We start from the raw sequence: 23585 nt of genomic DNA, 5'->3' as shown, positions 1-23585 counted from the left end.
AAGAGGTGGAGTGTAGTCTTGACGAAAATACCGGCTTACTCTCGAGAATTTTGCCTTGTTGGCGGTTCTCGGGCCTGGACCGCCAGCACAACAATTGGTAGTTTGATTGCGCGGCTAAGGCATATATGGTCAGAGGTCAGGGAATCGGCCGAGACCCAGGGGGAAATGTGAACAACTTGCCAGACAATACTTCCTTCCAAGGTGTCGAGGTCGATGACGCCGACAACCCGACGCGCGAAGGCGGTGGAGATCGCCTGCTCTCGATGGTGGATCTTTTTGCCGGCTGCGGTGGCCTGTCGCTTGGATTCGAGAACTCGGGTTTTACCCCCGTGTTCGTAAACGAACTCAACGATGATGCCCGGGCAACCTACTTGGCGAACCGTCACCACAGTCTCGGCGGCATGCGTTTCGCCGAAAACGAAGACCTGCATTGCAAGGATGCTCACGAGCTGGTGGACAACCGCCTGTGCAAACTGGAGGCGGACTTGGCGGCGCTTCCCGAGCTCGGCTATTCGAAGGAGCGCGCGAGGACTTGGTCCAAGGGAGGCGGGAGCAACATCGACGTGCTGGCCGGTGGCCCGCCGTGTCAAGGCTTCTCTGGAATAGGCATACGCAGGTCATACGACGTTGACAAAAAAGAGCTTCCTTCAAACCAGCTCTACGAGCAAATGGCGCATATCATCGAGGAACTGCGACCGCGCATTTTCCTCTTTGAAAATGTCCGAGGTCTTTTGCATGCCAAGTGGACGAAGTCGGGCGGCGAGCTAATCTTTCCCGACGTGCTGAAATGCTTCCGCGCAATCCCGGGTTACGAGGTTCGCTGGTCGCTGGTGCACGCCAAGGATTACGGTGTTCCCCAGAACCGGCCAAGGGTTCTCGTCGTTGGGATACGCAACGACGTGTTTGAAGCTTGCAGTTTCCTGGAACCAACGACTTTCAACGGCGCGGATGTTTTGCGCAAGGGCGATGCCGTGGAAGCGGGGTTTCTGCCGGCGCCACGCGCAAACTCGTTCCCGCACCTTGAAGAATTGCTTGGCGACCTGGTGGATCCCGAGGTGGATGCGCTCCTACGAAGCGGCGAGTATCCACGTGGAAAGCTCGAAACGTTTGCCTACCCATCGCCGAAACCGCTTACGGGTATCCAGCGCCGTCTCCGGGCCAAGCCGTCTTGGATGCGTGGGAAGAAGCTCGTGCTCACGGAGCAGGAGTACAGCAGGCACAATCGGCGAGTCGTTGCAAAATTCATCGCCATGCATGCAAACAACGGGGAGATACCTGCGGAGTTCAAGACCAAGAAATTCGCCCAGAAGCTGCTCCCTGCCAGCTGGGGAAATGGTGAGCCGACCATAACCGCGACATCGCTCCCGGATGACTATGTTCACTTCTCGCAACCTCGCGTTCCGACGGTTCGTGAGTGGGCGCGCCTGCAACTTTTCCCCGACTGGTACCAGTTTCGTGGAAAGCGCACGACCGGGGGGCTGCGGCGCGCTGGAAACCCTCGTGAGGGCGTGTTTGACCGGGAAGTGCCGAAGTACACCCAGATCGGAAACGCAGTCCCTGTCGGTCTTGCAGAAGCTGTCAGCGCCCACTTTCGACGAATACTGGAGGAAGCCGTCGGTTGATTGGCGATTTCGCGTGAATAAGATTCGGTGATCAGCCAAGCTAGTTCAAGTTCGAGACGTCGACGCTTGAGAGCGCGGAGGAACCGGTAAATGAAAAGAGCCAAGAAATGCCGCGCGCTAGATTCTCGAAGTCGAGCGAACTAACTAGGTCCGAGAAGTTAAGAATTTCGCACCTTCGCAGTCGGCTATTGAATTGGTTTGTAGAGAATGGACGCGACTTGCCCTGGCGTTCCCCTGGTGCAAGCGACTACGAGAAGATCTGCGTCGAGGTTCTACTACAACGAACGCGCGCCGAAACCGTGGCGGGCATGTATAGAAATTTCTTCGCTCAATTTCCAAGCTGGAACGCGATTGCGCTAGCGCCGGTAGGGGAGCTCGAGGGTGTTCTGAAACCCATTGGCTTGTGGAAGAGAAGAGCGCGTTCTATTCGCGCGTTGGCATCCTATGCCGCCGAGCACGACGGCCAATTCCCGTCCGAACCCAGCGAGCTCGCCCAGGTGCCAGCCGTCGGGCAATACGTCGCCAACGCCATACTTCTTTTCCAGCACGGTCAGCCGAGGCCGCTGGTAGACATTAACATGGCTCGGGTAATCGAGCGGTACCTACGGCCTCGAAAACTCGCGGACATTCGTCATGATCCGTGGCTGCAAGAGGCGGCCCATTGGTTAGTGAGGTGTGACGAGCCAGTACAAGTTAACTGGGCTACGTTGGATTTCGCGGCGTTAAGCTGCAGGACAAGAAATCCGCTTTGCCAGGATTGTTGTCTCAAGAAGAAGTGCAATTTTGCGTGCAACTTGCACCTCGAGTAACGAGTATTGATGTGGGCCTGAGCTTTGATGAGGTCCCGGCGGTTCTGGCCTCGGCACCAGGGCCCGGTCTCAAGTACCGTGCAGCGCTTGGTATTGGCCATGGTGCGGAATTGCGTGCCTCAGAGGTTACCAATCTCAAGGTTCGGGACATCGACAGTGACCGAATGCTGATCCATGTCGAGCGCGGCAAGGGCGGTAAGGATCGGGTCGTGATGCTGTCTCCCTCCCTGCTGGAACTGCTGAGAAACTACTGGCGCGAAGCTCGACCACAGGGATGGCTATTCCCCGGCCAAAGCCGGGTCGAGCCGATGTCGCCACGCTCCTTGAACCGGGTGTTCAACTCGGCCACTCGGTTCACGAACGGCCGGTATCGGCATCGCGACCGACAAGATGCTTGATCTGCTCGCTCCACTCCGACGGAAACGGCTCCAGTACGTGCACCAGCGTCAACTCCGGTCCCTGCTGCCCATCTAGGATCGCCTCGACGATGTCGGGAGTGAGCAGAGTTAGGCGCATGACACGGGTCATGTAGGAAGGGGCGATGCCTTCGCGCTAGACAATTCTGGGCTTCGCGGACTTGGTTCCGATACTTTTTCGGACCGGCTATTGAATTGCTGCCCGGACAACCGGTGTGTAAGCGTCGGCTGCAGGCCACGGGGGCTTCAACTTGACGGTTTGAAGTTCCATGGAAGCAGTTCGTCGACCGTGCCAGTGAACGGATCCTCCTGCAGCACCGACTGCACCAGCGCCGCCAACCCGTCATGCCCTTTCCGGAAATCCACCGGCTTCGACGCCACCAGGACCCGCACGCCCTGCGATGGCATCAGCATGGCCGATAACCGAGCGCACGGACGATCTCCGCAATACGTCTGGCGGGCGTGTCGGACACCAGTTCGATCCTGACCTCGCCAACCACGATCCGGATGCCTTCATCGTTATGGACCATCTCTCGGGGCGGTTCCTCCGGCTCCACCTCACACACCACCAACGGCGCAAAGACCGGCTCCTCGACCTCTGGCGCCGGCAGAACCAGCTTTCCCTGCTTCGCCAACCGCCGCCACGCCGAGACTTGGTTCGGCTGAAGGTCGAAACGCTCCGCCACGGCATTCACCGTCGCGCCGGGTTCTAGTGTCTCCGCAACAACCCGCCTCTTCACGTCATCCGGCCACCGCCGGTGCCCGGACGCATAGATCTCGACGCCCACCGATCTGAGAAACGAATTCTTCGAACACATTGCGAAACGCACTCCCCATCATGAGATGGAGAAGATCTCGCAGCGCGCCGCAGGCACCACAACGTGGGGCCGAACCGCCGCTTACACCGGTGTGATTGATCGGATTGACGGTTTAATGATCTGTGCATGAGTTTCATTTGCTACGACATCGATCGGCATTTCGGCGTCAGTGACTTGAGCTTTTGGTGGGTAGGTTGGTGACGAACTGTTCTCTAGAAAATGGTTGGGCTTGCTGTGTTGCTGATCGGAGGTCGCTGAAGACTGGTCGGACAGGATTCTAACCCATGGGTGGCGGGGCTGACCTGTCCCACGTGAAGTGGTTGCGTCCGCGTCTATTACTTCACGGGATGATTGATTGGTTGTTGAGCGTTGGTGGAAAAGCTGGATGCGCCGCTCGGCCACACCGCGAGCCATGGGCAGGACGGGTTGCTCGCGGTCCAGAGCCAAAATTTGGGATTTCTCATCCACGCACGAGACGATAGCCCTGCTCGGTGGTGCCATGTAGAGCTCGGCGACGTCGTGCACCTTGTCGTCGAACATCGGATCGGTGGAGAGTTTGAAGGTCTCCGAACGATGTGGTTGCAGGCCGAAAGCGTTTCAGATCCGGCGGATCGTCGCGTGATAGGTCCGTTTCCATACAGCGCGTCTCTGACGCCTTGGGCTCATCTGATGTGACACTTTTTGTCTCAACGATGCGTCGCGCTGCCGAAGATGGTTGCGCCTGCCGTAGGCAATTCTAACATCCTCCTCGGAACTAAGGAAAAACACAACAACATGTCGGCCAAAAAGAACCTCGTAATCAATCAAGTCAAATCGGTGCCCATACAAAACGCGCCCACAGTTCCAACCGCAGTGGCATACGACGGCAAGAAACCACTGATCGGATGGGATGCTCAGGAAAACAACAATGGACAGCGTGTCTACAGGAATTTCAAAGTCGAACTTGGTAGACAGACTAGGCAGCAGGCATCAATGCGCCAACAGCAGGTGTCGTCATCTCACAAGAGATCTGTCTTGGGAATGTCGAAGGATTTCATAGAGGGGCTACTAATAGATGTCGAAGCGTACGTCGACCGCCAAGGTGGATCTAGGCCGTCACACGTTTTGATCGCTGAACCTCTTTCAATAGAGGAGGAAGGAAAGGCATCCGGACAATGGCTGAGCAATTACCGTTCCGCGCTACAGACGATACTAGGACATAAGTTCGAAAACGTCGGTTTCATGCCGGAGCCGTTTGCAGTCTTCCAGTATTATAGATACGGCTTCCGCCATCCATTACTCACCGCCGGTCGAAAGCACGTAGCTCTAGTCCTTGATTTCGGCGGAGGCACTTTTGATGTGTCGGTAATTGAAACCACAGTGGAGGGCGACATAAGCCTCAGCGGAAAGAACTCAAAACCACTGTCAGCAAAGTCAATCCCAATTGGCGGTTTTTTTATAAATCGAATGATTGCCGAAGATCTTCTGTTTAATTCAATCGAAGATAAATGGGTAAAAAAGAACTCACGAAAGCTTTTGGGTGCTATAGATTCCTTTCAAAGTCTTACTGAAACGGATGAACAAAGGTTTACTGCGGCAGAGGTCAATTTCATAAGAAATTTCGGACGGCTAGTCGACGAGGTGGAGTCTGCAAAAGTTAGTATCTGCAATTCGATACTGAGCTGGGATCTCTCTGCAAACCTAGAGCGGGCACCTTCATACTTAGTGAATGTGCCAACACAACCATTTGAGACGGATTCGCCGTGGATCGAGGTATCATTAAGGGCGAATAGATTGAGGGAGATTTTTGTTCAGAAAGTTTGGCGTGCCCATCTCCAAGAAGCGGTGACCGAAGGCTTAGAGCGAGCAAAAAATGAGCTGAAGGGGCAACCAATTGCAGTAGTTCTCCTTTCTGGAGGATCCACAAACATCGGGTGGACTAAGGAACTAGTGGACTCGGATTTGCGCCGGTTGTTGGGTGCTGCGGTAATTATTGAAATTTCTGACAACTATCAAGAAGTGGTTGCAAAGGGCCTTGCAATAGAATGTGCCAGAAGGTTCTATACGGAGCAGCACGATGGCGATTTCGGTGCTGTGACGTACAACCGATTGAATTTGTCACTTCGACCCGACTCTAAGAAACTTGAGTGGTGCAGCTTCAAGCCGCAAACGGACGGCCTGCCCACTCCTGGAGACAAAGGAACCTTACTACCGTCGGCGTCTGGGCTTCGTGCCTTCATCGATACTCCTATGCATTGGAAGGCTCGAATGAACTCCGGTCCCACTCAGTTTTTGGAGTATCACTTTCTAAAATCCAGCTTTGATCCGACTGACACAGACTGTGTTCAAAACATTCTTGACCAAAAGGTCTACACGCCGCGTGGAACAAAACACGGCCAATTTATAGAGGTCGAGCTTGTTGTCCGGGAGGATGGAACGGCATCACCGACATTTGTCTACGGCAAGGGGAAGGATTCAGAAAAGCGGGTAGTCGGTGCACCGTTTTTTCTTGACATGACTTTTGCATCCGAGCCGAACCTGGCTGAAGGATACTTGGGGATAGACTTTGGAACCGCGACATCCTCTGTCTCGTCGGTTAGTGAGGCCGACGTCAGAGCCTTATCTTCCCGTGCATTTGATAGATCATGGCTAGATTTGAATGAGTTGATACAAGCCCTTCCCTACTGCCTTTCCAGTCCGCTGCGTGACTATGTTGCGCAAACAGATCAACACCAGTTGAAGGAGTGTGGGAGGCATTCATTTGAGGCATTTCTTACCTACATTTGTTTCGTGTGCTACTGCGAATTTAGGTCACTTGAGATGGATCTGGGATCTGTATCACTTGATCGAAACTTCCGAAGGTCGGCGGGACCGTTGCTCCGAGAGATCCGAGAACTGGCAAGAATTTTGAAAAAATCCGGAAAAGAAGGCCTCTTATCAGAGAGACTGTTGAGTTTTCTAGATGACCCCATTTATCAGCAAATTGATTCAACCGTATCGGGAGTCGCCCGCGGCAAACACGGACAGGCAGCAGATATCGACTTTAGTTCTGTTTTGATTTTTCTTGGAAACTTGGTTCAAGACAGTCATAGAAATATCGTGGTTGGGAATTTTGAGTCACTACGGAAAATCGGATTTTCTGGTCGCCACTCCGGAATTTTCCGTGAGTTCAAGGGCGCCAGCCAACCATTTTCAGAGTTGTATGACTACTCCGGTGAGGGTGATTTTTCTCCAGAATTTGTTTATGTTGTGAATTTGGAAACAGGACGGGCTTTTTCTTTGACACCGCTCCTAATTTGGGGCCTTGGATCATTGGCGGGACAGATGAATGGGGAAGACCTCTATTTTCTTGACGTCAATCTTGGTCGAGAGAATGAGGTTAGGTATGTGAAGGTGAAGATTGGAGAACCAGTATCTCCCCATGAGCATTCGGATACCGCTGAGGTCGCTGAGGCCACGTCTCTGTTCTTTAAAGGAAGTTGGGCACCTGAACCAGTCGAAGGCGTCGAACTGAGATCTCGCAAGAGGGCCTAGGTGTTTGATCCCGTGGTTTGATGGTACGCACTTGAAATCTACAATCGAAGCGATCTCCGCAGGTTATCCGAAAAACCGTATCGACGACCTACTGCCCTGGAACCTCCAGCCGTCAAGCTTAAGGTGCCGTGCTGTTCAGACACCGCTTGCTTTGAAATCGTGAGGGCAATTCCGCCGGCCTCGCTTCCTGTCCATGGAGTAGTGTCCACTTCTTTTTTTTTGCGGACAATATCTGACAAGGCTCAAAACCGGCAGGTCGGGCTCACTAAACGCTCACGAATAACTACACCACTCACCCCTTATATACATCGTCGGGTATTTGTAATTATTGTGTTATTACAATTCTTTAGTTTATATATATGTAAATAAACACATAAATACTTACTTCTACACACCCACCCCCACAGGCGCCCCGAAATGCATGCGCGCGCCCGTACCGGTATATTTTGTATTTACGTATTTTTCCCGTAACCCATTGGTAATAAGCAAAAAATTCAGCCACGATCGACTAAGTGCCCAGTATTTGGAGTATTTACTCCATCCGAGCCGCAAGTTTCAGCATGGTAGTTTTGCCCTTTCGGGATGTGTGCCAGTATCCCAATTCCGCTCCGGTCTCGTACGCCTTGGCCATGACCCGAGGTATGGTGTCGCCGTGCCGGTTGTCCTCGCTGTTCGCGATATCCTTGGCCAAAGAACGCGGGGCACAGTTACCCCCGGTGAACACGGCGGTATTGATCTTGCGATCCTTGCGGTCCTGCTCTGAGGGGTGTTTTCGCAGGTATGTAGCGTTCGGGTTCTTAAACTGGTCACAGGCGAACTTGTACATCGCCTCGATCAACCGCGTGAGAGGGTCCTCGTAGTCGCCCCCGTTCGCACGTTCCGTCCGGCGGCACTCGTCAACGAAGGCGATGGCCTGCTGCAACTGCTCACCTGTCACGCAGACGCTTTTCGGATCATGCTGATCAAACAGGTTCTCTGTGCGTGCGATGACTAACGCCACCCGAAGCACAAGCTGCTCGTAACGTACTCGTTGCGCCCACTCCAAAGACGCAACGTTGCTGACGTTGCTACGCTTGAACGCTGTCCGCTCCGCCAGTAGGCGGTCCAGTATCCCTTGCGCGTCGTCTGATAATTGGAAAACCCGACGTAGATCCTGCGGAACCGGTTTGCCTGAGTAGTAACCTGTCTCCGGGTCCTTTGACTCACCGCGCAAGGCCTCGTTGGCCAGCGTCCGAAAGATACCCACAATGGAATCTGGTACCGGTTTATGATCCTGCAATTTCGCGTCCCCAACATTGGAGGCGTCAATTCGCACCGACATCATACGCGCAGCCTCGCCGGTGGCGAGTTGCCCCTGCATGGTGGCAAGAAAAGTCTCCTTCGTGCTTTCCTCGTAGACAGACGTGTTCACTCCAAAGGTAGGTGGTAGCGCCTGGGCGAATCCGGGGTAGGTCCGGCGAGAATAGGCGTCCTGCCCGAAGTTTTGCATCATAGCCGCCCTAACGTTCTCCTTGTCGCCAGCATTGGACCGTTTCGCGATACCGGCCTCAGAGATGATCCTCACGTTTGACAAGGTGGCCAAGTCATCTAAGATCATCCGCTTTGTGCCGAAAGTCTGCGAAACACCAGAAAACACCAGAGCACCCGCAATGGCGTTCTCACCATAAGCAATGGCTTCAATGATCATCTCAAGTGCCTGCCGAATCGCGTCTTTGCCGGTACCGTTAAGCGCCAGCACCCGACACTGGATCACTGGGGGGTTCCTTTTGAGACTGTCTTTGCGGCCGCTAAAAGCGGCAGCAAGCAGGTAGGCTGCGAGAATCGCCATGTCTTTCTGTGGGTCCACCATAACGTCCGTGTAGATCCAATAGGCCACGCGCCCCAGCGCTCCTCCTGGCCAAGGAAGATTGGAAAACTCACAGCCACTATCCGCCACCTCGATAGCTTCAAGCGGGTCACTCTTTTCGGCCTCGTCCAGCGCCTTACCAATAGCGCTCAGTTGCAGAGCACGATCGGCTTGTGCGGACAATTCTTCAAAGGCTGAATTGCTTTTCATAACTCATCATCCTAAGCACGTCGTTCCAGTCCTGACCCATCGGCGCCGGGCTATGGAACACGCGCCATTTCCGTTCCGTTGCGATTTGGGCTAGGCTATCGGCGGCCGCCAACCCGGCTGGGTCGCCGTCAGCGGCGATCACAAGCGTGTCACCCGGTTCAGCTTGGGGCGGGGCCATACCCACCATTGTTGAAGTGCTCAGCGCCGCCCAAACCGTGGCCGGTCCGAAGTGGGACAACAGGTGACCGGACAGAGTAGACAGAGCGGTCTCAATTCCTTCGGCTACGATCAGAACCCGATCGCTGTTCTGCGCCAACTTCACCGGTCCGGGGGGGCCAAGCATCATCTTGGCAGGGTCAACCTCCGCCTTGTATCCCATTGGAGTCAGGTACGTCCGGTGTATGCCCTTAGGGGTGCGAACCACCATGCCGGGAAACTTTTGCTGTGAAGGCGAATGCCACAAGTTCGGGTGGTATCGGATTGCCTCGGGGATAGCGCAGTCAATGCCCCTCCGCCGCAAGTAGGTCTCGACCACCGTACCGGGAACTGGGCTTGTCTCATTCCAGATCCGGGCGGCTACAACTTCGCGCTCGCGCTGTTTTCCTTCACGGCGGGCGCTGAGTTCTTCCGCTTCCCAAGGCTCCAATTTACGCAGGGGCCACAGACTCATCTTGCGCAACTGGGCGGTGATATCCTCCCACCGACAGCCGTCGCGGAAGCAGCTAAAGACCGGGGTGCCTTTGCGCTCGCCGTAATACATCCGCATCGCGCCAATGTTGCCGTGACCGGGGCCGTATGGCTGACAAACAGGACACGGTGCAACACCATAGTCGTTGAACCACTTACCGCCTAACGCATCACATAGGTCCTCAAGTTCTAGCATCTGGCTTCTCCTTTAAGGTGGAAAGGTGGATAAACGCATCTTATTGATATAAGGCATATTTCCTCTGAGATCGGCGTTTGCACTACCTCTTCGAAATGGTAAGGGCACCTTACTTTCTTGCCTTGCCATTTTCTCTTTGGGTGGCGCCTCTCAGCCCCCGCTCACAGCCCTGTGTGCGAGGGTTTCCTTCCACCATGGGGGCTTAGGGCGGGCGGAGGCACAGGTTTTAGCGCCACCTGTGGCTCGGAGCAGGGTACCGGCGGGGGGTACTACCTCGGTGGACTCCAACGCCGCTGTGGCGCCACCCATGGGCGGTATGGGTTGCCGCCCAAGGTATTCAAACACGGCCAGTTGCACCCCGGCGCGCACAGCGTCGTAGATCAGTTTCTTATGGTCGGTCATTTCTTTTTCTTTCGCGCGATAGCCTCAGCAGCCCGGTGACCAGCTCGATTGTTCTGATTATCAACACTAACCTCGTAGGACCTTTTTAAAGGCAGCCCCTTCGACAACATCACTCCAGCCGGTAGTTGGTTCCCTCGGTATGCGTGAAGAGTCAGGCGGCGCCTCATACCTCAGCCCTCCGCGACTTCAGCCAAGCCTCAACTTCGTCGATGCTGTAGCGGGTGGTGTTGGGACCGAGTTTGAACGGGGCCGGGAATTTCTCCGTCTTGCGCCACCTATAGATGGTCACGACGGTTACGTTGCAGCGAGCCGCAATCTGCTTAATTGTTTCATATTGCACGTTTTTACCCTCCGGAGTGAGCAGTTACAGGGGGTAAACTAGGGTACTATACCGGGTGTTGTCGTACCCAATAATAGGGGAGTTATTGGGTACGACTCCGAGGCAAATCCTTGACCGGATGGATCCGTCGAAACCAAGAAAATCATATGGAATTATCAATCACAGCAGACGTGCCGGACGTAGATATTGACGTGTGAACGTCCAACTTCGGAGCGACTGGAAAGCCTTTATATGATGGCCTAGAGGCAGCCGGTGCGGCACCTTTCGTCTGCTTTCCCTGACCCAAGGGCGACCGAGAGTGGTTCAGACAATCTCACCTGAAAGCACCTTTGGAGAGTATGGGCTATCGCTGCTCCTTAGCCAGAAGTACCTTCTCGATCGCGCGCTCCCCGGGCGTACCTTCAAGTTCGGCCAATATGGAGGCTGCGCTAACCCCGCCTGCCGCGTTACAGGTAAGGGTCAGGCCACAATTGTCTACAAGCCAATCAGCGATGCGGCGTAATAGGAGGTTACGCAGAACTTCACGCTGGCGACCAGGCCCAGCGCCGGGCTTGCCCTGCACCACCAGCAAGTCGAACAACCGCACCTTCGCGGCATCCGGCAGGTCGGGTTCGTTCTTTGCCCATTCCCACACTTGTTCCCATACTTTCGGATCGTGCTCGGCCAATTGGCATGCGAACTCAAGGTCTATGCCTGTTGGATCGTGCCAGAATCGCTTGGCCCAGTCCAACGGCGTGGCCGTGTCGGGGTTCCACGGCTTCGTCTTGCGCAGTCGCTCAAGGGTTTCGGGGTCCAATTCAGCCATGCGATCCTCAGTGAAGTGGAACAACTTCGCCCCCGGCGACAGTCCCTAAAAGGTGCGCGGCCCATTCCTCCATCATCGCTCGCCTACGTTCAAGCATGTCCGACCGCTGGTAACTGCGCTCAACCTCGGAGCCAACGTCGTGTGCCAGCGCGATCTCCGCCATGTCCCGGGCAAAACCCCGCTCCGCAGTCCACTGGCGGAAGGTCGACCGCCAGCCGTGAGGGACAGCGGGCCTGCCAGTGGTGCCGTCAACAAAGCCCTTTTCGTCATCCGCGTGAATACGCTTCATCGCCGCGCTTAGGGTCATGTTGCTAAGTTCTCCACCACGAACAGCCGAAAACACGAAACCAGAGCCGTCACCGTTCATGCTCTTCAGCAGGCCCACGGCGTCTGAAGACAGTGGCACCCGGTGTTCCCGACCCATCTTCATCCGCGAAGCCGGAATAGTCCACAAACCTTCCTCAAGGTCGATCTCGCTCCAACGCGCTCCACGGACTTCACCGGAACGCGCGGCGGTCAGCACCAGGAATTCGAGGGCGCGACTACCGTTGCCATCGCGCTTCCGCAGTTCCTGCATCCACCGGGGGGCCTCATTAACCGGCACCGCCGGGTAATGCTCTTTCCTCGTGTCGGGGGCCTCCATCATGAATTCGAGATTGCCGACCCATTCCGCCGGGTTCGGGCCTGCCATATGGTCGTTCCCGATGGCCCACGCGAACACGCGTTTCATGTCTTCACGTAGCCTAGTAGCAGTGCTTGTTTTAGTGGCCCATATGGGGTCCAGCACGTCCTTGACCATGTGCTTGTCGATGTCACCGACCCGCAGCTTTCCTAGTCCTGCTTCCTCGCTGTAGGTACGCAGACGGTTCCGGGTCAGTTGTCGGTTCTTTTCTGACTTGGACTTGTGGATCTTCATCCACCCGTCGATGGCCTCCGAGTATGTCAGCCCCCGACGTTGCTCAAGGCGAACCGCTTTGGCCTTCTTCTTGCGTTCCTCAATCGGGTCCACCCCGTCAAGGATCAGCTTCTTCATTTCCCGCGCCCGGTCACGGGCCTCGGCCAAACTCACCTCCGGGTAACTGCCCAGCCCCACAGACCGGCGTTTACCCGCAATGGTGGTGCGCAGGAGCCAACTCTTCGACCCGCTGGCCGTGATCTGGACCTGTAGCCCCGCCACACCGCCCGCGAACTGCACTACGGGCGGCAAGGGGCGGTTGTCGCCCTCCTTGCGACGCGACTGCATTTCCTCCAGCGGGTATTTGAGGCGTTTCAGGTCGAGGGCTGTCATCTCTTTGGCGATCTTTGGCATTACTTACCCTCCTACCTACCAACAAGCGTGTATGTTGTATGTAATGCCATGTTACCCAGTGCAACGCCTAATTTGACGAAATTTCAATCAAACCCTTGTTTTTAATATCATATATGATATCTCCCGTGATCCGGTGTTACCTCATGCGAGCCTGAGTTATACCGGTACCACCCCAGCCAGTGAGTTCATATAATAATTTGAATTTAATAGAATTTTTCCAGAGAATCTGCGATCATTCCCACCATTTTTCCCACCAACGGACAAGTTTCAGTCTCTCAATCGCACCAGTGAAAATGCGCCGACGCCCACCGCCTGAAGCAGGGCACCAGGGGCGGGTCAAATAATCGGAGTCTAAGAGCGGCGACCGCATCGGATATGCCAATTTCCGCTTGGTAGAAATCAGAAGTTCGCCAAGCAGTCTTCTGAAACCCGATCGACGTCGGACCTCACTACTTTCGGTGGCCGAAGGTCGAGTTTGCCGACGATGCCGACCTTCTCTGCCAGCGCAGCATTCCCCACCATCCTAACCTGGTGTCTGGCAAGGCAGGTGAGAACCGGACGTTCGCGGCGGATCGCTCCAAGGGCGACTCAGCGGACCCAACAGTCATCCGACCATTTTAATCAGATGACTACTTTGAACCCAGAACGGTCGAACGTCACAGTTGAAAGCCCTAGGATCGGGAGAGTGTTAACCGGAAACTAGGTTAAAAGGTAAAGGCCCCAAAGGACCAACATTATACCACCGAGCTTTGCGACTGTTTCGCCCCGTGGAAGGACCTTTTCGAACAACACGATACTGGACAGGGCAGCAATAGTCGTCAGGCTCATTACACCACCAACGAACAGCACCATCATGAGCGCCCAACAGCAGCCAATACAAAACTTGCCGTGGTTGAGCCCCATAAGGAATGCGCCGGAGCGACCCATGCGCCAGTCCGTCAGCAGGAACCCGATCGGCGTTCGGCACTTGTGCAGGCAGGCAGCCTTTATTGGTGTGAATTGAAAGATCCCTGCGGCGATTAGAATGACGCCTGCAACAGCCGGGTCTTGGAGCTTTAGCATATGCGAGAGGATATCCGCGCGCTGAAAGCCCCATTGCGCAGCCGCCGCAGCAGCACTGAAGACGGCCCAGCCCACCAGATAGCCTGCGAGAAACCAGTGATGGGAGTTCTTTGTGTTCGGGTCTTTCTTCGATGCAACGCGGCGATGCACCATTAGCATCGGAATTGCCGATGGCAGCATCATCGCTCCCATCATCACCGCCCACATTAACCAGACCGCGACAATCTCGCTGAGAGCCCACGTCGCATCCATCGGCATGGTCAGTGCCACGAGTGGCGATGACATGTTTGCCGAGGACCAGAAGATGAGAACCCACCCGAGCGCTGCAAGGCAAAGAAGGAAAACGACCCCTCTACGTTGCTCTATAGCGATAAAGGTTTGCATCTTGAGGAGAACCCGAACCTCTCTCTTAGTTCCAGTAGGCGAAGTCGGTCGCGAAACCGCAGCGTTCGGAATAGCTGAACGACAGCGGTGCATCATTAACGGAAAGGTTGGAAACCGATTCCTGACCGGGATGATCGTGTCCAGGGATGCCACATGACACGCGGCCATTGTGTCGGTAATTGCGTACGACGTCGGCCGCAGCCAGAGAGTCGATGCTGATGTTTTCTACCCCGGCGGTGTGATCGAGACGAATGTCAGCTGGCTTGATCCCAAGTATTTTCGAGAAATTTGCCGTGACCCCCAGGTTACCCCCGGCCTCACCTTTGAAGATCCGGGACAGAGCCTCGAACTGCAGGTTCGTTGCGTTCTTGTCGATGTAGATGAAGACCGACCAGATGTCGTCGCCAACATCGTCATTGTAGGTTCCTGCAATAGACACGTTGAGCCCGGCCAGGTTGATCTCTTCGAAATAGCCCTCCTGAATTCGCCAGGAGAGCAGAAAATCACAGTCACCGTAAGTGGACCTTCCACCTGGAATGTCTCCCTGACGCCGACAAGGACAGATAGCTTCGCAGTTACAAGCCTCATAATAACTGCCGGAAATTCGATATTCTGCTGCTCGGTCCATCTTGGTCTCGTTTCCTCGCTGAACATCTTATGGCAATAAACCAGATCAGAGCCGGTCATAGTTCGAGCCTACTGGCAGATATCTGGGCTCGCAATCTTGTTAGCCTGCAAGATATGAAATCCAACGGCGCAGAAAGCATTAGCTTCACTTGCAGCTCGCATTGGCAGAAAACCAGTGAACGGCGCCAATGCGCAGAAAACGGACCTGTAGGCCCGAGCACACAGACACCGAGCGGCCATTTCGGCGTTGCCGACCTTGCCGATGTTGGGGCGAAAAGAACGAATGCCCGATCCCGCGCCTCGAATGCTCGCAAGCACTTCGCGACTGAGTTTCGTTGGCGAGAGCACGCCTCCTTGGCCAACGTCGCTCTGTTATGACTTGGGTCATGGTGCAGTGCAGTCTGTGGAACTATTTTTGCAACCAAGGAGGTCAGATGCTGGCATCCGAGGCTTATGCAATGCCTTCTGTTCCGAGGACGGAGATCTTTGATCTTCACGAAATCCTGGGGGGTGCGTTGAGCAGAACCAACTCCACTTTTGCGGTCATCGGCGCGATCAAGGCGCTGGCACAAGGTTTGCGGTTTGTCGCGCTTGCAATGGCATCTTGCGCGATGTTAGCCGCACAGGGAGCAAACGGACAGGAGGTTGAGTGTCTTTCTTATCCGTACGATCAAGCCGAGAGCGTTAGAGACAGTCGAATTCGCGAGTTGTTGCTTTGGCTGCGAGTGTCTGTTGATCAAAGCTCGGACCTTTTGCGTGCCCTGGATACGGTTCGTCCCGAGATTTGTCTGGCCGATTATGTTTTTGGCGCCGAAGGGTTTTTCGACGTTTACGACGGCAAGATTGTAATTGATGGCACCCTGTCCAAAGGCATGATGCAAGCCGTTCTCATTCATGAACTGCGTCACATACATCAGGTTCGTATCGGGGTTTGCCCGGGGCCAATGCTGTCGATGCATGAAACCGCTCGGGTGACCTTGGCGATGGAAGCTGACGCAAGCGCTGTAAGCCTTCAACTCGCGTGGGACCTCAAACAATCCGGAAACCCGGACACATGGAACGCACTTGCTGCCTGGCCCACGCATTCCGACATTGCCGATGCATTCGAGAAGGAGATGGACGCAAGCGAGAACGTGGCACGAGCCACAGCTCAAGCATTCGCGCAATGGTATATCTCCGACTGGCGTCGGGAAGAGTACTACCTGGCTGCCTGTAGTGACTACCTTGATATCCAAGACGCGACACATGCACTCCCGAAGTATGGATTGGCTTCCCCAGAAATGTTCGACCGAATCTGCACGTTGCCCACCGGTGAGAACTACAACTGTGTCATTCCCACCGAATTGAACCCGTGGTGAAGAGTTCACGCCATCTGAAGAGCTGACATCAACTCAAACAGAACCATTGGCAGGAATGCCCAGCTAGTGGAAACAGATGCGATCAATCACGTGTGGTTGAGTTTGAACTGCGGCTCTGCCGACCAAGCGGTTATTCGCTGCGAGCGCGAGAAATCAGAACCCGCAGGACTGACGCCGGTCGCGAAGAGCAGAAACCCGCCATTCACCGCGCGCCATTTCTACGGCGGCAGGGCGGGCAAATCGCCGCTGGATGAACCGCTGCCTAATGTACATCCCGCTCTTCGCGCGCAAGAGACTTGACGGTGCAATGCCTGTCTGAAACGCCCTTACTGTTATGTCGCGTCTGAGACCGCGGGCCAGCTTGCCAAAGCCCTTGGATCGCGCGCGTCCTTCGATTTTTCTAACACCAAAAACTGCAGACAGATGAATTCCGTTGACCGAGGTCCCGAACTCGGTGATCTTTATTCCTTCAGCAAGAGCGCTGAAAGGGAGGAAGAACATGAAATCATTACCAGCCGGGGCGGCGGTGCTCGCTCTTATTGCAGGAGCGGCCACCGCACAATCGAACCTAGACAAGATGAGGGGCGTCCAGACGACCGGCACTTCGTTTGGTCCTCAATTCATTGAACAAGGTGGCGATAAGGCCGAACAACTTCGCAGGAACCTTGAGGCAATCACAATGCCCGAAGGGTTCAAGATCGATCTCTATGCAATTGTCCCCGACGCCCGTCACATGGCCGTTGCACCCCAAGGCACTGTGATGTGGGTAGGCACGCGGAAGACCGAAATCTACACTGTCACCGACCGTGACCGCGACCGCGTGGCTGATGAGGTCGAACCTTACGCGTCGCCAATTGATTACAATGTCCCCAATGGGGTCTGCATCTCCAAGGATGGCTTCCTTTACAGCGTTGAAGCAAACCGCGTCCTTGTCTACCCGGCGGCAGAGTTCTTCTGGGAGAACCCGGATGTAGCGGTCGATGTGGTCGTCCCGCAGGGCGAGCTTATCCCGCCGGAGGAAGAAAGCTTCAACCATGGCGCACGCGTCTGCAAGATCGGGCCAGATAACAAGATCTACATCTCGCTTGGTCAACCCCATAACGTACCGCCTAAAGAGAAAATGGATCTATACAACGAGTGGGGCATCGGCGGCATCATCCGAATGGATCGTGACGGTTCCAACCGCGAGGTCTACACTCGGGGCGTCCGAAATTCGGTTGGTCATGACTTCCACCCCGAAACCGGAGAATTGTGGTTTACCGATAACCAAGTCGATGGCATGGGAGACGACATCCCGCCAGGCGAACTCAACCACCAGACTGCAATGGGCCAGAACTTCGGCTTCCCATGGTACGGCGGTGGTACGGTTCGAACCAACGAGTACATGGATGAGGAAGTTCCCGACGGCGTGATCAATCCGGCAGTAGAAACAGTGGCTCACGCAGCTGACCTTGGCATGATGTTTTACACTGGGAAGATGTTCCCGGCAGAATACCAAAATGCCATCTTCTCTGCCCAGCATGGGTCTTGGAACCGCACCACGCCGGTTGGCGCGCGGGTCATGGTCACCACGATCGATGAGGAAGGCAACGCAACGATGACGTCCTTCGCCGAAGGCTGGATCGACGAAAACGGCGAATATACGGGCCGTCCGGTCGACATCGCGCAGCTTGGCGACGGATCGATCATTGTCTCCGATGACTTCGCTGGGGCGCTCTATCGCATCAGCTACGCAGCGCCCGCGCAGTGAAGCGGCTACTCGCAATGGGGCTTGGCGGGATATTCCTCGCCAACTCCGCCCTATCGCCTGTTTGTGCGCAGGAGCTTGTTGGAGATCGCGAGGCGGGTCGCAAACTATCTGGCCAGTGTCGTACTTGCCACGGCCTCGAGGGGTTCGCTCTAATACCGATTGCGCCCCACATCGGCGGGGAGCCGGCCTCCTACATCGCGCGCCAACTGACCGCGTTTCGCGAAGGAACGCGTGAGCACGAGATCATGAGCGTCGTGGCCAAGTCGCTGAGCGATGAACAGATTGCCGACCTTGGCGCCTGGTATTCGGGCCATACGGCAACGGCGTCGCTAAAAGCCGATCCGATAGATGCACCAGGAGACTGTATCGGCTGTCACGGAGAGGATGGTATAGCGCTAGTCGAGGACGCCCCAAATCTTGCAGGAGAGTCGGTACCATATATCGATGCGCAATTGAAAGCGTTCCGGCTCGGTAAGCGCACGCACGAGATCATGTCGGGGATTGCGGCAGATCTAACCGACGAAGAGATACGGAAATTTGCGGAGTGGTATGCAAACATCGGATTGGGGATCGATCTAGTCGAGTGACACTTCCCGGATGAAGCCATTGTCCGCAACAGGCTCATGACTGCCGTTTGCTGCTTCGTTGTCGATTTTCGGCTATGGGCCGTTCACGAGCGGCGATCTGTTGCTGCATCTGCGAAACGCTGCATAAGGCGCAACGTCCGGAATGCGCAGGAAGCTGCCGTCGGCCTCGTCGAAGGCGCACCGGCACTACCGCTGATGCCTGAAGGGCAAGTTTGCCGACCTTGGAGACATCCGATCAAAACGCTCGGATGACGGCTTGGCGCCTGTAAGCCGTCGTGCAAGGATGTATATTCTCGTCGCGGACGGGCCGCTCTCACTATAGGCCCCCAAACAGCTGGCCCGGCAATCTCCGGGCCAGCTGGATTAGAACGCATCTTCCCTGTCAGAACAGCGAAACGGCAGCAACATTTGCAAATGCAAAGACCAACAGGAAGATTCCCAAGGCAATCAGGGCGTAACCACCGATGAAATAGGCGATCCGCAATGCGACTGGCGGTTCTGGCACGAGGTGGGCTTCGAGCTTTCCTTCCATTTCAAGACGGTCCACCCAAGCTCCATGTGCCTCCTCCGCCTCTGACATCGGGATCGTTCCGTCGAACATCGCGGCATTGAATGGCAGCGCTTTGGGTCGGAAGTGCTCAAGATAGAAGTGCACGGTGAAGATGTGCACCATCGCCATCAACGCTTCGATCCGGTGGATCCAGAGGGCAACGTTGATCAGCCAGCCCGGCATGTAATCTGAGGAAAGCACCGGGTTATAGAGCACAAGCCCGGTCACTCCGACGATCATGAACCCCCACCAGACCGCCCAGTAATCGAACTTCTCGTACCAACTCCAGCGGTCGTAGCGCGGATGCTCACGCAACCCGAAGATCCAGCCGAGGTGCTGGAAGAAGCCCTTCACATCTCCGAACTGCATCATCAGAGAGTCAGGCCCCGCCAGCCAGCGAAACGGGTGTCGCCACTCGATCTGCATCAACGAGTAGAGGATATGCAGGGCGAATAACGCCAGAAGGACCAGGCCCGCGATGCGGTGCCACTCGAGGGCCCCCTGCCAGCCGCCGAAGGGGGCAGCAAGCATCCTGCCCCAGCCTGTCTCGATATACATCCAGGCAAGCCCCGTGATCCCCATCAGGAAGAAGATCACGACGAGAGCGAGATGCCACAGTCTCTGGGCGATAGAAAAGCGTTTTAGACGCTTGGCTTCAGCTGCCATGACTGAACCTCCCTCTCACGACCGAGATGAACTCCCGCAATCCCCAGAGCACCGCCAAGGGTACGAAGAAGGCAAGAACGCCGCCCGCGAGGATCACCATGAACCAGGTTGCGTAGAACAGGGCCGGGAAGCTTTCCCGGGTTTCCATTGCAAGTGGGTTCGGTTCATGCACCACGTAGGATGCAAATGAAGGCGTCGCGCCCTCGTGGCATTTGGCGCAAACGTAGGCGTGGCGCCGGATCGGGTTCATTGCCGAGTAATAGTGGTATATCCCGGCGATGGGGGTATCGCGGTGACACTGGGTACAGCGCACCTCCATGCGCGAGACATGCAGATCCCGCGAATGGTTCGTGTGGCACTCCGTGCACTGGCGGCGCGGAGAGTAGTTGGCGACGCCCTCGTGCGCGTCTGTCGTGAAAGATGACTTCTTCACCTTTTCCTGGACTGGACCGACAGAAGACAACCAATCCAGTTTACTGGGCTGCTGCAGGTACAACCGGTAGGACCCCGGCAGAGTGTCCTGATCGCGGAAGTAGCCCGAACCTTTCAGGTTGCTTTCTGTTGGCGGCGCTGTCTGCGCCGCCAGTGGTTGGACGAACAAGAGGGCCAGTATTGCCGCCCGCACTATCAGGCGAATGAGCATGATGACCTCCGTTTTTTCAGGTTCGACCGGAGGTCACTCCAACACTTTGCTGATCGGTATGACGGCTTCGCGGACCGTCAGATCATCCCAGCGTTTTTGAAGCTCGGCCGGTTCATCATCCTCGTGGCAAGACGCCTGACAAGAGTTCGGCAATTCCTCGTCGATTGTCGCCTGCGGCAGCAGGACGTCGAAGACATGGCTGCGAATGTCACCCGATTCCGCACTCTTGGCGATGCGCGGCATGTGACAGCTGACACAATTCCCGAAGGAATGCACCGAATGCGCGCCCACCTGCTGAACCTGTTCGTGACAGGACAGGCAGAGCTGATCGCCCTGAACCTTGGTCTTACCCTCGAATTGCGGGTTCCCCAACTCGTGCACAACGTGGCATGAGATGCAGTCGATGCCGGAATCGGCATGCTTCGACTTCGTCCAGTCGATGTATTGCTGGTGGTGTCCCTTCGAGAACTCGTTCGAATAGAGATGCTTGTCGCCGGGCTGGATCGAAGCGTAGTAGCTTTCAAGCGCCTTGCCGGGCATATAGCCAACCGGCCAGCCGGCGCCCTCATGCTTTGTCGCCGTGCCGCGGTTATGGCAGGAGCCGCAAATCTGCGTGGCGATTCCGCCGGTCAGTTTGCCGGGGTTCACGATGGTGCTGCGCTTCTCAAACGTTTCGCTCGACGGAAGAGCTGCATGGTGGGAGCCGGGACCGTGGCAGGACTCGCAGCCGACACCGGGCTCGACAAAGGACTCTTCTTCGAGATTGACGCCCGTGGCGTGGCAGCCACCGCATTTCAGAAGCCAGGGCCGCTTGTCCCAATCGCCCTCGTGATAGTTCACCCAACGGCCGGTATCGATATTAAACTGAGTTGGAGCGATAAAGTAAGTGCCGTCCTTCTTGACCAAGTAGCGTTGTTTCCACTGGCTGCCGATCGTGTAGAGTACCTCGTCTTTGGTCGGCACGTAGACTTCCGCCGATGGAACACTCAGTTTGTCTTCCAGCTTGGCAAAATCGGCGCGGATAGTCGCTTCATCAAGTTCGGTGACAAAGACATCCTCGTTGGCCTTGGCGTCCTGAAGCATCTTGCTGTGAAGCGTGCGCTTCCAGGAATCGAAGTGTTCCAGGTGACAGGTTCGGCACACATCCGAACCGACATATTCTTTCGGGTTTTCCAGTGCTGTGTCCGGATCGAATTCCGCCTGAGCTATCGCCAGGTTTGTCATTGCGAGAGCTGCAAATCCGGCGATCAGGGGTAGTTTCTGGGCTTGCATGAGCCTCTCCCCATTTTTGCCTGTCCGCGTGCCTGCGGGCATTTTCATAGCTACAAGTATATAGGCCCGGATCGGACCCACACTGATAAATACCAGAAAAATACCGATTTTTCTCACTCGGGGCGATTTGTAGCTATTCCTTTGGACTGTCGGAATTGTCACTTGGGAGATATTTATTTTGCAGGCGAGTCAATCCTCAAATTCTTTTTGGATTATTGGCCCTGGTACCAGAAACAGCACGGAAATACGCATCCCAAGTTGCTATTTTAATTTGCCGTAAACGATCAGAACTTCGCGCGTTGCGCTCATCTATTTGCACCGGATTCGAAATGCGGCAGCGCGGCCTGGGAGATGCCCGTGCAACACCAGGTCAGTGCCAGTCACGACGGTTGAATGATCCGAGACAAAGGTCCGGAAGTTTCTCACAGCGGACTATGCACTCGGAACCCCAGTGTCCGCTATGCGCAGTGAGCGGACCTGTACCGCTCGCGCAGCCGACGACTTCGCCGACCGCTGCTCTAACGGCAGCTTTGCCGTGCCGATTCAACCGATCGCAGCAACTGAAGTCTCGCCGCATCCTTTCCGGCAGGCTGAACGAGAACTGGACCTTGGCGGCGGTTCATAGAGAAGGCGGGTCAACGGACAATACGGTCATCCGTCACGAGCCAACCCTGAGCCCAACAACCGGTCAATGTCGGGCAATGCCAGGGCCATAGCTGACGGACTGTTCATTCAAGACAACGTGACCACGTCTTTTTAACTCATCAACTAACGCTTCCAGATTATCTTGGTCCAAGGTCTTCATGAAAAGCGCATTCACTGTTCCTTTGAGGGTTTTGATCTTTCTTGGACGCGCAGTTCCTCTCGACCTCAAGCTGTCAACAATCGCTTCGATTTTTTGGTCCAGAGAGCTGGCGTTAGAGATTTTGACGAATGGGATCTCGGACAGGTCAACATGACGGAGCGCGTGGATCTTTCTTTCTCGCAAATGTACAATCAGTGGGTCGAAGCCTTTGTCACGAGAAATCACGTGAAAGTACGCATTGGCATCCTTGGCTGCGATTTCTCCCATATAGAACGCGATATGAAAGTCTAAGGCGTTCGAGCCATTCCCTGTTATCTTCTGATAACCAGCGTTTTCTCCCAAATCTTGAAGTGCCTTGGCAAAGTCAAAAGGCACACTCTTTTGGTTGGCCCCTACGAATACCATCAACGTGAAGGGATGCCCTCGAAGTAACTCGAGGTTCTTGGGCTGAACATTCTCAAAGTCGATTAGGATGTAGTTGTTTTTCAAAGGGTATGCTCCAATTCGAACCCGATGCAAAACGGAACGTTGGATTAAGTCAAGACGGCTGGTTTCTCTGCTAACCCTATGTGAAGCCGCTGTGCCCGCTTTGGGGCGCGCTACTGCCGTTCTCTGTCTCGGTTGCGAGTGGCCTGTGTGGATGGCTCCTGCATTGCAAGAGATTTCTGTGGTCGCGATGGTCTGTCAGTACAGTCGTGTGTCCGGCCTGTTAGTGTGGCGGTTGCCACTGGCCTTGATGAGTTCCGCAAGTAAGGTTCCAATCGGCTTAACGACCTCGAGGGCCATGCCGTTCGACGGAGTGTCCTTACTTTTGGTTGACTTCATTTCGCATCATCACATCAAGCGTCTTGCATCTCTTGGCAGCATCAGGCGATTGGCTGCCGGTATTCTTCTCGTTTTGTCAGTAT

At 55.3% G+C, this 23585-nt stretch carries 20 protein-coding genes and 3 pseudogenes; 8 read left to right on the top strand and 15 right to left on the bottom strand.

Annotation, left to right across the window (positions count from 1 at the left end):
• Window positions 1-167: 167 nt before the first annotated feature.
• From BLR85_RS11145 to BLR85_RS11135, 3 genes and pseudogenes are all read left to right on the top strand, one after another.
• Window positions 168-1622, top strand: coding sequence for a DNA cytosine methyltransferase (locus tag BLR85_RS11145; protein WP_212635069.1), 1455 nt, complete (start codon window positions 168-170; stop codon window positions 1620-1622).
• 107 nt (window positions 1623-1729) lie between these two features.
• Window positions 1730-2431 carry an HhH-GPD family protein gene (locus tag BLR85_RS11140; protein WP_093155522.1) on the top strand — a complete coding sequence of 234 codons (702 nt, stop codon included), beginning with the start codon at window positions 1730-1732 and terminating at the stop codon, window positions 2429-2431.
• A gap of 20 nt (window positions 2432-2451) precedes the next feature.
• Window positions 2452-2829: pseudogene (locus tag BLR85_RS11135) on the top strand (tyrosine-type recombinase/integrase); the annotation flags it as partial.
• Here the strand turns inward: BLR85_RS11135 and BLR85_RS11130 are convergent.
• The 4 genes and pseudogenes from BLR85_RS11130 to BLR85_RS11115 form a co-directional block, all read right to left on the bottom strand.
• Window positions 2786-2983 (bottom strand): annotated as a pseudogene (locus tag BLR85_RS11130) (hypothetical protein); the annotation flags it as partial. The pseudogenes BLR85_RS11135 and BLR85_RS11130 overlap by 44 nt on opposite strands.
• 110 nt (window positions 2984-3093) lie before the next feature.
• Complete coding sequence (gene tnpB / locus BLR85_RS11125; RefSeq protein ID WP_093155516.1) at window positions 3094-3261, bottom strand: IS66 family insertion sequence element accessory protein TnpB; 168 nt, start codon at window positions 3259-3261, stop codon at window positions 3094-3096.
• Window positions 3255-3665: an IS66-like element accessory protein TnpA gene (gene tnpA / locus BLR85_RS30240; RefSeq protein WP_093155513.1), complete on the bottom strand. Its 411-nt coding sequence runs from the start codon at window positions 3663-3665 to the stop codon at window positions 3255-3257. Before tnpA ends, tnpB begins: the two co-directional genes overlap by 7 nt.
• A gap of 357 nt (window positions 3666-4022) precedes the next feature.
• Window positions 4023-4286 (bottom strand): annotated as a pseudogene (locus tag BLR85_RS11115) (IS630 family transposase); the annotation flags it as partial.
• A 153-nt stretch (window positions 4287-4439) separates the two neighbouring features.
• Between BLR85_RS11115 and BLR85_RS11110 the strand changes: the two are divergent.
• Complete coding sequence (locus BLR85_RS11110) at window positions 4440-7178, top strand: Hsp70 family protein (protein WP_093155511.1); 2739 nt, start codon at window positions 4440-4442, stop codon at window positions 7176-7178.
• A gap of 532 nt (window positions 7179-7710) precedes the next feature.
• Here BLR85_RS11110 and BLR85_RS11105 read toward each other — a convergent pair.
• From BLR85_RS11105 to BLR85_RS11070, 7 genes are all read right to left on the bottom strand, one after another.
• Window positions 7711-9234 (bottom strand): hypothetical protein, encoded by a 1524-nt coding sequence (locus BLR85_RS11105; RefSeq protein WP_139188366.1) that lies wholly within the window; start codon window positions 9232-9234, stop codon window positions 7711-7713.
• Window positions 9212-10117 (bottom strand): DUF7146 domain-containing protein, encoded by a 906-nt coding sequence (locus tag BLR85_RS11100; RefSeq protein ID WP_093155505.1) that lies wholly within the window; start codon window positions 10115-10117, stop codon window positions 9212-9214. Before BLR85_RS11100 ends, BLR85_RS11105 begins: the two co-directional genes overlap by 23 nt.
• Before the next feature lie 565 nt (window positions 10118-10682).
• A complete protein-coding gene (locus tag BLR85_RS30460; protein ID WP_170844543.1) occupies window positions 10683-10859 on the bottom strand; it encodes a helix-turn-helix transcriptional regulator in 177 nt (58 codons plus the stop codon).
• Between the two features lie 343 nt (window positions 10860-11202).
• Window positions 11203-11664, bottom strand: coding sequence for a hypothetical protein (locus tag BLR85_RS11085; protein WP_093155496.1), 462 nt, complete (start codon window positions 11662-11664; stop codon window positions 11203-11205).
• A 7-nt stretch (window positions 11665-11671) separates the two neighbouring features.
• The gene (locus tag BLR85_RS11080; protein WP_093155493.1) at window positions 11672-12973 is read right to left on the bottom strand and encodes a tyrosine-type recombinase/integrase; all 1302 of its coding nucleotides are present in this window, start codon (window positions 12971-12973) and stop codon (window positions 11672-11674) included.
• A gap of 699 nt (window positions 12974-13672) precedes the next feature.
• Entirely contained in the window at window positions 13673-14419 is a 747-nt protein-coding gene (locus BLR85_RS11075) for a DUF2182 domain-containing protein (protein ID WP_170844542.1), read from the bottom strand.
• 25 nt (window positions 14420-14444) lie between these two features.
• Window positions 14445-15047, bottom strand: coding sequence for a DUF1326 domain-containing protein (locus BLR85_RS11070; protein WP_093155487.1), 603 nt, complete (start codon window positions 15045-15047; stop codon window positions 14445-14447).
• 433 nt (window positions 15048-15480) lie between these two features.
• On the opposite strand from BLR85_RS11070, the gene BLR85_RS11065 reads away from it, so the two are divergent.
• The 3 genes from BLR85_RS11065 to BLR85_RS11050 all read left to right on the top strand — a co-directional run bounded on the left by BLR85_RS11065 (window position 15481) and on the right by BLR85_RS11050 (window position 18741).
• Window positions 15481-16404: a DUF6782 family putative metallopeptidase gene (locus BLR85_RS11065; RefSeq protein WP_139188365.1), complete on the top strand. Its 924-nt coding sequence runs from the start codon at window positions 15481-15483 to the stop codon at window positions 16402-16404.
• A gap of 499 nt (window positions 16405-16903) precedes the next feature.
• Window positions 16904-18154 carry a PQQ-dependent sugar dehydrogenase gene (locus tag BLR85_RS11055; RefSeq protein WP_093155478.1) on the top strand — a complete coding sequence of 417 codons (1251 nt, stop codon included), beginning with the start codon at window positions 16904-16906 and terminating at the stop codon, window positions 18152-18154.
• Window positions 18151-18741, top strand: a complete 591-nt coding sequence (locus BLR85_RS11050) for a c-type cytochrome (protein ID WP_093155475.1) — start codon at window positions 18151-18153, stop codon at window positions 18739-18741. Before BLR85_RS11055 ends, BLR85_RS11050 begins: the two co-directional genes overlap by 4 nt.
• A gap of 382 nt (window positions 18742-19123) precedes the next feature.
• Here BLR85_RS11050 and BLR85_RS11045 read toward each other — a convergent pair whose 3' ends face one another.
• From BLR85_RS11045 to BLR85_RS11030, 4 genes are all read right to left on the bottom strand, one after another.
• On the bottom strand, window positions 19124-19957 hold the full coding sequence (locus tag BLR85_RS11045) for a formate dehydrogenase subunit gamma (protein WP_093155472.1): 834 nt from the start codon (window positions 19955-19957) through the stop codon (window positions 19124-19126).
• Window positions 19947-20600, bottom strand: coding sequence for a hypothetical protein (locus BLR85_RS11040; RefSeq protein ID WP_093155470.1), 654 nt, complete (start codon window positions 20598-20600; stop codon window positions 19947-19949). Before BLR85_RS11040 ends, BLR85_RS11045 begins: the two co-directional genes overlap by 11 nt.
• Before the next feature lie 33 nt (window positions 20601-20633).
• Window positions 20634-21989: a multiheme c-type cytochrome gene (locus BLR85_RS11035; protein ID WP_212635068.1), complete on the bottom strand. Its 1356-nt coding sequence runs from the start codon at window positions 21987-21989 to the stop codon at window positions 20634-20636.
• A 571-nt stretch (window positions 21990-22560) separates the two neighbouring features.
• Window positions 22561-23166, bottom strand: coding sequence for a PIN domain-containing protein (locus BLR85_RS11030; RefSeq protein WP_093155465.1), 606 nt, complete (start codon window positions 23164-23166; stop codon window positions 22561-22563).
• A 151-nt stretch (window positions 23167-23317) separates the two neighbouring features.
• On the opposite strand from BLR85_RS11030, the gene BLR85_RS29505 reads away from it, so the two are divergent.
• The coding region (locus tag BLR85_RS29505) for a hypothetical protein (protein WP_212635067.1) at window positions 23318-23585 on the top strand (268 nt) is incomplete at its 3' end.

The sequence above is a fragment of the Aliiruegeria lutimaris genome (assembly GCF_900099935.1).
GTDB classification, from domain to species: Bacteria; Pseudomonadota; Alphaproteobacteria; order Rhodobacterales; family Rhodobacteraceae; genus Tropicimonas; species Tropicimonas lutimaris.
Note: the sequence above shows the minus strand (reverse complement) of the source record. Positions and strands in the feature narration are given on the sequence as shown.

Coding starts and splice junctions, on each gene's coding strand:
- BLR85_RS11140 (WP_093155522.1), top strand. CDS start 1,730: ATGCCGCGCGCTAGATTCTCGAAGTCGAGCGAACTAACTAGGTCCGAG.
- tnpB (WP_093155516.1), bottom strand. CDS start 3,261: ATGCTGATGCCATCGCAGGGCGTGCGGGTCCTGGTGGCGTCGAAGCCG.
- tnpA (WP_093155513.1), bottom strand. CDS start 3,665: ATGTGTTCGAAGAATTCGTTTCTCAGATCGGTGGGCGTCGAGATCTAT.
- BLR85_RS11110 (WP_093155511.1), top strand. CDS start 4,440: ATGTCGGCCAAAAAGAACCTCGTAATCAATCAAGTCAAATCGGTGCCC.
- BLR85_RS11105 (WP_139188366.1), bottom strand. CDS start 9,234: ATGAAAAGCAATTCAGCCTTTGAAGAATTGTCCGCACAAGCCGATCGT.
- BLR85_RS11100 (WP_093155505.1), bottom strand. CDS start 10,117: ATGCTAGAACTTGAGGACCTATGTGATGCGTTAGGCGGTAAGTGGTTC.
- BLR85_RS11085 (WP_093155496.1), bottom strand. CDS start 11,664: ATGGCTGAATTGGACCCCGAAACCCTTGAGCGACTGCGCAAGACGAAG.
- BLR85_RS11080 (WP_093155493.1), bottom strand. CDS start 12,973: ATGCCAAAGATCGCCAAAGAGATGACAGCCCTCGACCTGAAACGCCTC.
- BLR85_RS11075 (WP_170844542.1), bottom strand. CDS start 14,419: ATGCAAACCTTTATCGCTATAGAGCAACGTAGAGGGGTCGTTTTCCTT.
- BLR85_RS11070 (WP_093155487.1), bottom strand. CDS start 15,047: ATGGACCGAGCAGCAGAATATCGAATTTCCGGCAGTTATTATGAGGCT.
- BLR85_RS11065 (WP_139188365.1), top strand. CDS start 15,481: ATGCTGGCATCCGAGGCTTATGCAATGCCTTCTGTTCCGAGGACGGAG.
- BLR85_RS11055 (WP_093155478.1), top strand. CDS start 16,904: ATGAAATCATTACCAGCCGGGGCGGCGGTGCTCGCTCTTATTGCAGGA.
- BLR85_RS11045 (WP_093155472.1), bottom strand. CDS start 19,957: ATGGCAGCTGAAGCCAAGCGTCTAAAACGCTTTTCTATCGCCCAGAGA.
- BLR85_RS11040 (WP_093155470.1), bottom strand. CDS start 20,600: ATGCTCATTCGCCTGATAGTGCGGGCGGCAATACTGGCCCTCTTGTTC.